The organism is Roseospira navarrensis (genome assembly GCF_009601025.1).
GTDB lineage: Bacteria > Pseudomonadota > Alphaproteobacteria > Rhodospirillales > Rhodospirillaceae > Rhodospira > Rhodospira navarrensis.
Map to the genome: position 1 here is coordinate 1 of NZ_WIVE01000020.1, position 13,416 is coordinate 13,416.

A 13,416-nucleotide genomic window follows, 5' to 3' on the forward strand; every position below is an offset into this window, starting at 1 on the left:
TCCTGGAGGCCGTGGCCGCCGCCGCGACGCAGTTGCAGTCCTCCGCGCAGAGCATGGCCTCGATCGCCGAGGAGACCAATACGCAGGCCACCACCGTCGCCGCCGCGTCGGAGGAGGCGTCGAGCAACGTGCAGACGGTGGCCTCGGCGGCCGAGGAACTGTCCTCGTCGATCCACGAGATCGGCCGTCAGGTGCAGCAGTCCAACGACATCTCGCATCAGGCCGCCGAGGAGGCCCAGCGCACCAACGCGGTGGTCTCGGGTCTGGCCGACGCCTCCAAGAAGATCGGCGAGGTGGTGGACCTCATCACCGACATCGCCGACCAGACCAACCTGCTGGCGCTGAACGCCACCATCGAGGCCGCCCGCGCGGGTGATGCGGGCAAGGGCTTCGCGGTGGTCGCCAACGAGGTCAAGAGCCTCGCCACCCAGACCGCCAAGGCCACCGAGGACATCGGCCGCCAGATCGGCGCGGTCCAGTCCGAGACCCGGACGGCCGTGGGCGCCATTGAGTCCATCTCGGGCATCATCAACAAGATCACCGAGGTCGCCACCACCATCGCCTCGGCCATGGAGGAGCAGGACGCGGCGACCCAGGAGATCGCGCGCAACGTGCAGCAGGCCAGCCAGGGGACGGCCGAGGTCTCCCAGACCATCGTCGGCGTGACCGAGGCGGCGCGCGAGGCCGGGTCGGCCGCTGAAAGCGTGCTCCAGGCTACGGGCTCGCTCAACGAGCAGTCCACGCAGCTCAAGGCGATGGTGGAACGCTTCCTGGCGGACGTCCGCGCGGCGTGACCCCCAAGCGGGCCGGGCGGGGCGGCGTGCCCCGCCCCGCCCCGCCCGGCGCTGGTCCGGCGTCGGGCCGGCGCGGGTGGCCCCAATGGCCGGGAGATGGGGCGCGGGGGCCGGTGCCGAACCAGGCGGACACGGACGGGTCGCGCGCGCTGGCTCATGGCGGGACACGGATCGGCGATGAACCGGACGGATTCGGGTCACCGGCGCCGCCGACGCCGCGTCTCGGAGCCGGCCCAGTGGCGCCGGTGCCGCGACAAAAGATCACTCAGTTCTTCGCGTTGGATGATTTGGGGAGACTCGCAGTCTTGTGCGGGTCGGCGAAATCGCGGTCCTGTTTGTCGCGTGTCCGGTTCGGCCGCACGACCTCACCGCGACCCCAAGGCCGGACCCCACGGCCGGACTTGGCCCTGATTCATCGTCATCATGGCCAGCCACGTTCGTACAACCAAAGACCCGTTTTTTGTATTGCGGTCGCAGGGGTTGTCGGGTCCTGCCAAGTCGTAGGCCAAGTTTATTATCGAATGTTATAGGAAGGTTCTTTTTTAGTGATGGTGGGCATGCTCTTTCCGCACATGTCATCTTTTGGTGCGGCAGGGCATTCGTTTGATCTTGCGCGGCTCGTTCTTTTGCAAAATAGGAAGGCCGCACTAATTGTGCCATAATTCAAGCATGTTGAGAGCTTGGTCTCCGGGCTTGGAGCCCGGCTGCCAAAATTGAGGAGCGCAGTCGATGAGTGCGGCCTGGCAAAACCTGAAAACAAAACCCAAGATTCTGATCGGCGTGCTGTCGCCTCTCACGCTTCTTGTTTTGGTTGGCGTCATCAGCCTCTACAACATCAACTCCATCATTCGAACGAACACCGCCGTCGATCATACCCGAGAAGTCCTGTTGGACGCTTCCGACATTGTCGGGTACGCCGTCGATATGGAAACCGGGATGCGCGGCTACCTTTTGGCTGGAACGGACGGGTTCCTGGCGCCCTACCTGGCAGGAGAGGAGCGGGCGTTCGGGGCGATCGAAGACCTGCAGCGGCTGGTCTCGGACAATCCCGCGCAGGTGGCGCGGCTGGGCAAGGCCGCGGCCGTTCTGAAGGACTGGGAGGCCAATGTGGCCACCCCGTATATCGCGCTGCGCCGCGAGATCGGGGACGCGCCCACCATGAATGACATGGCGGCGTTGGTCGGCCAGGCGCGTGGCAAGGCCTTCTTCGACCGCTTCCGCGATCAGATGGCCACGTTCCTGGGGCGCGAGACCGCTCTGCTCGACACGCGCCGTGCCGAGGTGGAGGCGACCTGGGACGAGGTCAACGCGCGCATGTCCGCCCGATCCCGGTTCCTTGGGGACGCCGCGGGGACCGAGGGCTTGGCCGACTCGCTGGACGCCCTGGAAGAGGACCAGCGCTGGATCGTCCATACCTACAGCGTCATTCAGGCCGCCAACGCCCTGATCGCCAGCGCCGTGGACATGGAAACCGGCATGCGCGGCTATCTTCTGGCGGGCGACGAAGCGTTCCTGGACCCCTTCACGGCCGGCCGGGCGCGCTTCCAGAGCCAACTGACCGCGCTCCAGGAGACCGTCAGCGACAATCCCGCCCAGGTCGAACTGTTGACGGAGGTCGGCGCGAGCATCACGGGCTGGCTGACGGAGGTGGTCGAGCCGACCATCGACCTGCGCCGCGCGATCGGCGATGCGAAGACCATGGACGATGTCTCCGACCTGATCGCGAAAGCCGAGGGCAAGCAGTATTTCGATGCCTTCCGCCAGCACATGGCGGATTTCGTGGACGAGGAAATGGGCTTGCTGGAACAGCGCCAGGCCGCCAACGCGGCCACGGTCTCGATGACGTCCATGCTGATCTGGGGGTGCATCGTCGGTGGGCTTGCGATCGGCGTCATCCTGGCCCTGGTGCTCGGGGGGAGTATTTCCCGCCCGATCCTTGCCATCACGGGCGCCATGCACCGTCTCGCGGATCGCGACATGACCACGGACATCCCGGGGGCCGGCCGCAAGGACGAGATCGGCGAAATGTCCGACGCCGTCCGGGTCTTCAAGGAAAGCATGCAGAAGGCGGACGCCCTCGCCGCCGAGCAGGCGGCCGAGGTGGAGCACCGCCAGGCCCGCGCGGCGCGCATCGAGGAGTTGAACCACGAGTTCGACGTGGGTGTGAGCGGCGTCCTGGAGGCCGTGGCCGCCGCCGCGACGCAGTTGCAGTCCTCCGCGCAGAGCATGGCCTCGATCGCCGAGGAGACCAATACGCAGGCCACCACCGTCGCCGCCGCGTCGGAGGAGGCGTCGAGCAACGTGCAGACGGTGGCCTCGGCGGCCGAGGAACTGTCCTCGTCGATCCACGAGATCGGCCGTCAGGTGCAGCAGTCCAACGACATCTCGCATCAGGCCGCCGAGGAGGCCCAGCGCACCAACGCGGTGGTCTCGGGTCTGGCCGACGCCTCCAAGAAGATCGGCGAGGTGGTGGACCTCATCACCGACATCGCCGACCAGACCAACCTGCTGGCGCTGAACGCCACCATCGAGGCCGCCCGCGCGGGTGATGCGGGCAAGGGCTTCGCGGTGGTCGCCAACGAGGTCAAGAGCCTCGCCACCCAGACCGCCAAGGCCACCGAGGACATCGGCCGCCAGATCGGCGCGGTCCAGTCCGAGACCCGGACGGCCGTGGGCGCCATTGAGTCCATCTCGGGCATCATCAACAAGATCACCGAGGTCGCCACCACCATCGCCTCGGCCATGGAGGAGCAGGACGCGGCGACCCAGGAGATCGCGCGCAACGTGCAGCAGGCCAGCCAGGGGACGGCCGAGGTCTCCCAGACCATCGTCGGCGTGACCGAGGCGGCGCGCGAGGCCGGGTCGGCCGCTGAAAGCGTGCTCCAGGCTACGGGCTCGCTCAACGAGCAGTCCACGCAGCTCAAGGCGATGGTGGAACGCTTCCTGGCGGACGTCCGCGCGGCGTGACCCCCAAGCGGGCCGGGCGGTGCGGCGTGACCCGCCCCGCCCCGCCCGGCGCTGGTCCGGCGTCGGGCCGGCATCACCGGCCTCATCCCGAAATCCTTCGCGCCCTTAGGGCGCTCAGGATGACAAACTCTATTAAAAGTGTGCCATCCTGAGGGAGCCCCCGCGACCATCGTTCCGATGGTCGCACGCCTTTGCGGCGACGCGACGCGTCGCTGGGGGCGACCGAAGGACCTCGTGAGGCAGGTTCCCCCCATCCGTGTCACAGAACGGCAATCCGGATTCGGGGCCCTGGGCTTCATCACCTAGCTCTTCATCACCTAGCTATTGTATCCGAGGGTCTGCCCGACTATTCTCTTCGAGGTTTTCTGTCGTCGCTCGCACAGGGGCCGCGCAGGCGGGTGCGTCATATTCATCCGTCGACCGTGATGCGTCGGTTCGCGCAGGGGACGCGAACGCGGCGCCGGCCTGGATCGCGGTGGCCCTCGTGGCCGTCCGCAGACGGGGTGCGCCGAGGAGCACGGGGGCCGTTCGGCCCGGGGCGCGCCGTCAGGTCAAGGCAGGGGGAGCCGGGGACGGGGTGGCGCCTGCGCCGCATCGGCCCTCGGTCGGGCCTCCGTCGCGACCCGCCCGGCCCCGTCGTTGAGCGACAGACCGAGAGTTCGCTTCACTCATTCGAGACCGGACCGGAAGGGTCCGGATCAGAAGGGTCCCGTCATGCCGCTCACCCGCCCCCCGCACCCGTTCGGACCCGCGTCCCGGTCGCTCGCGACCGGGCCGCTTGGCGTCGGGCGGTGTGGCCTAGCGCGGGGCGCGGCCAGGGCGGCGCGCCTCGCTGCGGCGATGCGCGCCACGGCCCGACGGGGGCCTCTGGCCCGTTCTTCCGGCGGTCTCTTGTCAGGATCAGGTCCCGGCGCCCCCGCCCAGGCGGGGTCGGCGCCGGCGACCCCACGGAGTTCGTCCTTGAATGGCAAAGAGACTATTGATCGACACGGGCCACCCGGAAGAAACCCGGGTCGTCGTGCTGGATGGAACACGCCTCGAAGAATTTGATGTCGAGACCAGTACCAAGAAGCAGATCAAGGGCAATGTTTACCTGGCCAAGGTTGTCCGGGTCGAGCCTTCGCTTCAGGCCGCCTTCGTCGAGTACGGCGGCAACCGGCACGGTTTTCTCGCCTTCAGCGAGATTCATCCCGACTACTATCAAATTCCGGTCGCCGACCGTCAGGCGCTGATCGCGGAACAGACCGAGCGCCAGCGCGCCGCCGAGGCCGAGGACGACCACAACGGCGATGGGGACGCCGGGGACGGGGACGACAGCGACGGCGACGGTGGCGACGCCCCCGATGGCAACGGCAACGGCGCCCCCCGCGAGGTCGAGGACCTGGGCGGCGAGGAGACCGTGACCGCGGCCTCGCCGCGCACCCAGGCCAACGCCCTGCGCAACTACAAGATCCAGGAGGTCATCAAGCGCCGCCAGATCCTGCTGGTGCAGGTCGTCAAGGAGGAGCGCGGCAACAAGGGCGCGGCCCTGACCACCTATCTGTCGCTCGCCGGGCGCTACTGCGTGTTCATGCCCAACACGGCGCGCGGCGGCGGCGTGTCGCGCAAGATCAGCAGCCAGACCGACCGGCGCCGCCTGAAGGCGATCCTGTCCGATCTGCACGGTCCGCCCGGCGGCTCGGTGATCCTGCGCACGGCCGGCGCGGAACGCAGCAAGGCCGAGATCAAGCGCGACTTCGAGTACCTGACGCGGCAGTGGGAGCTCATCAAGGAGACCACGCTGCAGTCCATGGCGCCGGCCCTCATCCACGAGGAAGCGAATCTCATCAAGCGCGCGATCCGCGACATCTACACGCGGGACGTGGAGGAAATCCTGGTGGACGGCGAGGACGGGTACCGCGCCGCCAAGGACTTCATGAAGATGCTCACCCCGTCGCACGCGCGGAAGGTGAAGCCCTATCGCGAGACGGCCATGCCGCTGTTCCACCGCTTCCAGGTGGAAAGCCAGCTCGACGCCATGCACAGCCCGGTGGCGCAGTTGCGCTCGGGCGGCTACGTGGTCATCAACCAGACCGAAGCCCTGGTCGCGATCGACGTCAACTCCGGCAAGTCCACCAAGGAACGCCATATCGAGGAGACGGCCCTCAAGACCAACCTTGAGGCCGCCGACGAGATCGCGCGCCAGCTCCGCCTGCGCGACCTGGCCGGGCTGATCGTCATCGACTTCATCGACATGGACGACAACCGCAACAACGCGGCGGTCGAGCGGCGCCTGAAGGAGGCCCTGAAGCAGGACCGGGCGCGCATCCAGATGAGCCGGATCAGCGCCTTCGGCCTGCTGGAGATGTCGCGCCAGCGGCTGCGGCCCAGCCTGATGGAAACGGCCTTCCACACCTGCCAGCAGTGCCACGGCACGGGCGTGGTGCGCTCCATCGAATCCACGGCCATCGCCATGCTGCGCGTGATCGAGGAAGAGGGGGTCCGCCGCCGTTCGTCGGAGGTCACGCTGCGGGTGCCGACGCCGGTGGCGCTCTACATCCTCAACAACAAGCGCGCCATGCTGACGGCCATCGAGAGCCGCTACGACTTCCGGGTCAATATCGAGGGTGACGACAGCCTCATCATCCCGGCCTACACCATGGACCGGATCAGGGCCGAGGGCCGGCCCGATGCGCCGCCGGAGACGACCACCGCGCCGCCCGCGATCATTGCGCCGGACGACGAGGACGACGACGACCCGGGCACCGAGACGGACACGGACGCCGAGGCGGACGATGCCCGCCCGTCCGACCGGGGACGCGGTCGCGACCGGGACACCGGCGAGCGGGACGAGGACGACGGCGGCAGCCGCAAGAAGCGGCGGCGGCGGCGGCGCAAGCCGCGTCGTGAGGGCGACCGCGAGACCGACCGCGACGGCGAGAGCAACGGGGACGGCGGCGACGATCAGGACGGCGGCGCAGACGACGCCGGCCAGGGTGACGCGGCGGACGGCGATGCCGGGGGCGAGTCCGATGCCGAGGGCCGCCAGGACGGCGAGGGCGCCGACGAGGACGGCAACGGTCCGCGCCGCTCCCGGCGTCCCCGTCGCCGCCGGGGCGGGCGTCGCAACCGCACCCGCGCGAACGGCGAGGGCACGGGGGAGACCGAGGGGGGCGAGGCCGGTTCGGACGCCGAGGCCGACACCGACACCGACACCGACACCGACACGGAAACCGACCGATGGGACGGCGACGAGCCGAGCCGCGCCGACGAAGGGGCCTTCGTCGAGGCGACGTCCGACACGGCCGCGTCGCATGCGGACGACTCCGGCTCGGATCCGACGGACGAAGGCGCGCCGGCGACGGCCGATGGGGCCGCGTCCGTCGCGCCGGTGGCGGCCAACGACACCGACGCCGTGGCAGACGCGGGGGCAGACGCGGGGGCCGAAGCTGGGGCGTCAGTCGATGCGCCCTCCGACGCGGAATCTCTGGTCGAGCCGGACGCGCCGCCGCCGTCCGCTTCGAGCGACGACACCAACGACCCCGGCGACCCCGCCGAGTCCGCCGAGGTCGATGACCATGGCGCGGACGAGGACGGGGCGGCCGGCGAGGAGGCCGTCGCCGATGCAGGGGACGGGGACGCTCAGCCCACAGAGGCCGAAACCGAGACCGAGGCGGAGTCCGACGAGACCCGGCCGGTCCGCCGGGGCTGGTGGCGGCGCTGACGGACCGGGTGCGGCCGGACCCATGGCGCGCGTCACGGGTGGGGTGATGGCACCCCGCCCGGGCCGCCCTCTTGGAGCGCCGGGCCATGGGCGGGAAGCCTTGAGCGCGCCACATTCCGCGCGTATCACGGCGACCATCAGACGCGGGCGCGCGGGCGCGGCCCGGGCCCGCAGGTGGATGTGCGCCGGTGCGTCACCGGACGGTCCGGTTGCGCCGATCCCCCGCGTTTTCCCTGATAACTGTGCGGCGGCCCCATGTTGAAGGTTTTTCGGCTCTTCCTGAGCACCGCGATCGTCCTGGGTCTGGTCGGCCTGGCGTCCGTCGGCTACGTGTTCTACCACTTCAGCCAGGATCTGCCGGCCTACGGCCACCTCAAGGAATACGAGCCGCCGATCACGACGCGCGTCTATGCCAACGACGGGCGGCTGATGGCGGAATACGCCATCGAGAAGCGCGTGTATCTGCCGATCGAGGCGATCCCCGAACGGGTGACGAACGCCTTCCTGTCGGCCGAGGACAAATCGTTCTATTCCCACCCCGGCATCGACGTGCAGGGTCTGATCCGGGCGATCATCACCAACGTCCAGAACCTGAACACCGACCGGCGGCCGGTGGGGGCCTCGACCATCACCCAGCAGGTGGCGAAGAACTTCCTGCTGACCAACGAGGTTTCCATTGAGCGCAAGATCAAGGAAGCGCTGCTGGCCTTCCGCATCGAACAGGCGTTCAGCAAGGATCATATCCTTGAGCTGTACCTGAACGAGATCTATCTGGGGTTCCGCTCCTACGGGGTGGCGGCGGCCGCGCTGAACTACTTCAACAAGTCGGTGGATGAACTGACCATCGGCGAGGCCGCCTTCCTGGCCGGCCTGCCCAAGGCGCCCAACAACTATCATCCGATCCGCCGCCCGGACGCCGCCATCGAGCGCCGCAACTACGTCATCGGCCGCATGCTGGAAGATGGGCACATCACGCCCGCGCAGGCCGAGGCGGCGCGCGCCGAGGAGATCATCCTCCGCAATCGCGACGAGACCCAGACCGTGTACGGGGCTGGCTTCTTCTCGGAGGAGATCCGCCGCACCCTGGCCGCGCGCTACGGCGAGGACGCGCTGTACCAGGGCGGTCTGGCCGTGCGCTCGACCCTGGACCCGGACCTGCAGAAGATCGCCGGACGGGTGCTGCGCAAGGGCCTGATCGCCTATGACCGCCGCCATGGCTGGCGCGGCCCGGTCACCACGCTTCCGGTCGAGACGGGCTGGGCCGAGGCCCTGGCCGACCTGGAGCGGCCCGCCGGCGCGCCCGACGACTGGCGCCTCGCGCTGGTGCTGCGGGTTGAGCCGCGCACCGTCACCCTGGGCTTCGGCACCGGCACCCAGGGCAGCATGGCCCTGGAGACCATGACCTGGGCGCGGCCCTGGCGGGAGGATCAGCGCGTGGGGCCCGAACCCAACAGCGCCGACGATGTGGTTTCGGTCGGCGATGTGATCCTGGTCGAGGCGGTCGGGGGGGAAGACGGCGAAGAGGCCGAAGAGGGCGAAGAGGGCCAGGCCGACCCGAACACCTTCGCGCTGCGCCAGATCCCCAACGTCGAGGGCGCGCTGGTCGCCTTGGACCCGCACACCGGCCGCGTGCTGGCGATGATGGGCGGCTTCTCCGCCGAACGCTCCGAGTTCAACCGCGCCACCCAGGCGCTGCGTCAGCCCGGGTCGGCGTTCAAGCCGTTCGTCTATCTGGCCGCGCTGGAAAACGGCTACACCCCGGCGTCGATCATCCTGGATGCGCCGTTCGTCTACGACCAGGGCCCCGGTCTGGCCAAGTGGAAGCCGAAGAACTATTCCAACAAGTTCTACGGTCCCTCCACCCTGCGCATGGGCATCGAGAAATCCCGCAACCTGATGACCGTGCGGCTGGCCCAGGCGGTCGGCATGGAAGAGGTCGCGGACATCACCGAGCGCTTCGGCATCAACGACGACATGCCGCAGTATCTGGCGGCGTCGCTGGGCTCCATCGAGACCACCGTGCTGCGGCTGACCACCGCCTATGCGATGATCGTGAACGGCGGCCACCGCATTGATCCGACCCTGATCGACCGCATCCAGGACCGCCACGGCGAGACCATCTACCGTCACGACGGCCGCCCCTGCCTGGACTGCCAGACGGTGGGGTGGAGCGGGCAGGGCGTGCCCCGGCTGCAGGACGCCCGACCGCAGATCCTGGACCCGCTGACGGCGTATCAGATGGTCTCGATCCTGGAAGGCGTGGTCCAGCGCGGCACCGGCGTGCGCGTGGGCCGGATCGTGCAAAAGCCGGTCGCGGGCAAGACCGGCACGTCGAACGATTCGTTCGACACCTGGTTCGTGGGCTTCTCGCCCGATCTGGCCGTGGGTGTGTTCGTCGGCTTCGACGAGCCGCGCACCCTGGGCTCGCGCGAGCAGGGCGCCTTGACTGCCGGTCCCATCTTCGCCGAGTTCATGAAGGCGGCGCTGGAAGACGTGCCGGCCCGGCCCTTCCGGGTGCCGCCGGGCATCGAATTCGTGACCATCGACCGGGTCTCCGGCCAGCGGTCCAGCGGCGGCGAAGGCACCATCACCGAGGCGTTCAAGCCCGGCGAAGGCCCCGCGTCCGATCCCACCGTGCTGGACGGGACCGGCTCGCTGGCCGGGTACGGCGGCGACTATCCGGGCGGCTACGGCGGCGGCTACGGGGTGCCGTCGGCCGCCGGTGTGGGCGTGGTGCCCTCGCCGGGGGCGGTCAATCTGGGCAGCGGGTCACAGTCACAGGGTCAGCCGGGCCAGCAAGGCGCCGGTCAGCCGTCCTCGGGCCAGCCGTATCCGGGCCAGCCGTCGGGCGCGTCGAGCGGGCAGGTGGGCGCGGCCCCTCCGCCGCGCCCGTCCGGCGGCGGCGCCGCGCCCCAGGCCGGCGGGCTGTATTAGTCAGGCCATCAGCGCCCGGGTGTGGGCGGCGATCATGGCTTCCTCGTTGGTCTCGATGACATGGACGGCGACCCCGGCGCCGTCGGCCGAGATGCGACCGGCGTCCGCGCCGGCGATGTTGCGGGCCGGATCCAGCGTCACCCCCAGGAAGCCCAGGCCGCCGCAGATGCGCGCGCGCAGGCCGCTGGCGTTCTCGCCGATGCCACCGGCGAACACCAGGCCGTCGAGCCCGCCCAGGGTGGCGGCCAGGGCGCCGATCTCCCGGCGCACGCGGGCCTCGAAGTAGGCCACGGCGCCGGCGGCCTCGCGGGTGCCGGCGGCCTCCAGGGTGCGCATGTCGTGGCTGAGACCGGACAGCCCCTTGAGCCCCGACTGCTTGTACAGCAGGTCGGAAACGGCCTTTGTGTCCATGCCCTTCTCGTCCATCAGCCACAGCACCACGCCGGGGTCGAGCTGGCCGCAGCGCGTCCCCATGGCGAGGCCGTCCAGCGCGGTGAAGCCCAGCGTGCATTCGATGGAGCGGCCGCCCTGCATGGCGCACAGGCTGGCGCCGTTGCCCAGATGGGCGACCACGACCCGGCCCGCGAGCACATCGGGGGCCGTGCGGCCGAGCGCACCGGCGACGTATTCATAGGACAGGCCGTGGAACCCGTAGCGCCGCACGCCCTCGTTGTAGTATTCGGCCGGCAGGGCGTAGGTGTCGTTCACCCAGGGGTGGCCGCGATGGAACGCGGTGTCGAAGCAGGCCACCTGGAGGGCGTCCGGAAACGCCGCGCGGGCCGCATGGACACCGCGCAGGTTGTGCGGCTGGTGCAACGGCGCCAGCGGCACCAGCCGGTCCAGCCGGCCCAGGGTGGTGTCGTCCAGGACGATGGGGCGGTCCAGCTCCGGCCCGCCGTGCACCACCCGGTGGCCGATGGCGGCGATGTCCAGGTCGCCGACGTGCTCGCGCTTCCAGGTCAGGATCAGGTCCAGGGCGCCCTTGTGGTCGCCCGGGCCGTCCGGATCGCCTGCCGCCCAGCGGTGCTCGGTCAGCACGGCCCCGCCCGGCCCCTTCAGCACGAAGTGGGGCGCGCTGCCCAGGTTCTCGATCTGGCCGTGGGCCAGTTCCTCCAGGTGGTCCGGGGTCTCGCCCAGGTGCCACAGGGACACCTTGAGGCTCGAAGACCCCGCGTTGAGGGTCAGGATGTGGCGGGTGTCGGTCATGGGGAGTCCCTGGCGTTGAAACCGGCCGACACGAGAGTGTCGGGTGTCGGGCGGCCGGTGCGACCGCACCGGCGCGGCGAAGCCGCGGAGGCGATGACCCGGACGCGTCCGGGGCATCGCCGATCCATCAAGACTACTGCGCGGCCTGCCTGGGGGGCGTGGCGGCCTCCGCCTGGGCCTTGGCGGCGGCGCCGGCCTCCTCGTCGAGGCGCGACGTGCCGGTGGCCGTCCAGTGCTGGTACAGCAGCGCCACCGCGCAGGAGACCAGGCGGGCCTTGTCGTTGTCGGCGCGGCTGGTGACCATCAGCGGCACCTTGGCGCCGAGGACCAGCCCGGCGCTCTCCGCGTGGGCGACGAAGGCGAGTTCCTTGGCCAGCATGTTGCCCGACTCCAGGTTGGGCACGATCAGCACCTCGGCGCGGCCGGCCACCAGCGAGGTGATGCCCTTGGTCTCGGCGGCGTGGATGTCGATGGCGTTGTCCATGGCCAGGGGGCCGTCCACGATGCCGCCGGTGATCTGGCCGCGCTCGGCCATCTTGGACAGGATGGCGGCGTCGAGGGTCGAGGGGATCTTGGGGTTCACCGTCTCCACCGCCGACAGAACGCCGACACGCGGCTGACCCAGACCCAGGGCGCGGCCCACGTCGATGGCGTTCTGGGTGATGTCCACCTTGGCGTCCAGGTCGGGCGCGATGTTGATGGCGGAATCCGAGATCAGCAGCAGGTGGTCCAGCCCCGGCACATCCATCACGAACACGTGGCTGATGCGCCGGCCGGTGCGCAGCCCGCCGTCCCGCTTGGTGACCTGGCCGAGCAGGATGTCGGTGTGCAAGTGGCCCTTCATCAGCGCCTTGGCCTGGCCCTTGTTGGCCAGCTCGACGGCCTTGGCCGCCGCCGCCAGATGGTCGGGCACATCGATCACCTCGAACCCGTCCAGCGAGCGGCCCATGCCGGCCGCGACCTCGGCCATGCGCACGGCCTCGCCGATCAGGATGGGCGCGATCAGGCCGTGATCGGCGGCCATCAGGGCGCCGGCGAGAGCCGACTCCTCCTCGGGCGCGACCACTGCGGTGGGCAGCGGCGGCAGGCCCTCGCAGGCGCGCAGCAGGGCTTCGAAGTGGCGGTGGCTCTCCACCAGCAGATCGGGCAGCACGCTGCCGCCCACCTCGACCTTCTCGGTGGGCGCGACCACCTCGGCCAGCCCCTCGCAGATCAGGGTCTCGCCCCGGCCGTCCTCGTCCGGGTCGCGGACCACGATGCACGACAGCACGACCACGTTGTCGGGCCGCTTGTCCACCACGGTCACGCGCACGCTGAGCGGGTCGCCCACATGGGCGCGGTCGTGGAACTTCAGGGTCTGGCCCAGATAGAGCGTGCCAAAGCCGGGCAGCAGGTTGCCCAGCACGGCGGAGAACAGCGAGCCCACCCACATGCTGGGGGCCACGATCTGCGTTTCGTCGCCCCGGTTCGCCTGCGGCAGGTGCACCGGGTTGTAGTTGCCGGAGGCATGAGCGAACACGATCATGTCCCGCGCCGTGCAGACGCGCCGGATCGTGGCCTCGTCGCCCACGGCGATCTCGTCATAGGTCCGGTTCGCGCGGGTCTGGCTGGCGGTCATGGCTGGTCCCCTTCTGGTGGCGGGGCGCGGGCCGCGCGGTCATGCCGCGCTGCACAGGCCCTGTTCGCATGTGCGAAGTGCTGGCCCAGACTGTTTGCTTCCGGGTCCCGTCCGTCAAGGGGCCAGGGGTCGCGCCGTCTGCATGCGGGCATTGCCCTGTGTGCGGGGCGCAACAGGCGGGCGCCGCCCGAGAG

The 13,416-nt window shown here is 69.7% G+C and carries 6 protein-coding genes; 4 read left to right on the forward strand and 2 right to left on the reverse strand.

Annotated elements, in window-relative coordinates; genetic code table 11:
- The 4 genes from GHC57_RS08065 to GHC57_RS08080 all read left to right on the forward strand — a co-directional run.
- A partial coding sequence (locus GHC57_RS08065) for a methyl-accepting chemotaxis protein (protein ID WP_246152209.1) occupies positions 1-794 on the forward strand: 794 nt, incomplete at its 5' end.
- A 729-nt stretch (positions 795-1,523) separates the two neighbouring features.
- Positions 1,524-3,761, forward strand: coding sequence for a CHASE3 domain-containing protein (locus tag GHC57_RS08070; RefSeq protein ID WP_153343009.1), 2,238 nt, complete (start codon positions 1,524-1,526; stop codon positions 3,759-3,761).
- 964 nt (positions 3,762-4,725) lie between these two features.
- On the forward strand, positions 4,726-7,464 hold the full coding sequence (locus tag GHC57_RS08075; RefSeq protein WP_153343011.1) for an Rne/Rng family ribonuclease: 2,739 nt from the start codon (positions 4,726-4,728) through the stop codon (positions 7,462-7,464).
- Between the two features lie 255 nt (positions 7,465-7,719).
- On the forward strand, positions 7,720-10,398 hold the full coding sequence (locus GHC57_RS08080; protein ID WP_153343012.1) for a penicillin-binding protein 1A: 2,679 nt from the start codon (positions 7,720-7,722) through the stop codon (positions 10,396-10,398).
- On the opposite strand, the gene GHC57_RS08085 is transcribed toward GHC57_RS08080, so the two are convergent.
- Together GHC57_RS08085 and GHC57_RS08090 are read right to left on the reverse strand one after the other, a co-directional pair.
- Positions 10,399-11,604, reverse strand: coding sequence for an acetate/propionate family kinase (locus GHC57_RS08085; protein WP_153343014.1), 1,206 nt, complete (start codon positions 11,602-11,604; stop codon positions 10,399-10,401). It lies immediately after the preceding gene.
- Between the two features lie 133 nt (positions 11,605-11,737).
- Complete coding sequence (locus GHC57_RS08090; protein ID WP_153343015.1) at positions 11,738-13,222, reverse strand: bifunctional enoyl-CoA hydratase/phosphate acetyltransferase; 1,485 nt, start codon at positions 13,220-13,222, stop codon at positions 11,738-11,740.
- Positions 13,223-13,416: the final 194 nt, after the last annotated feature.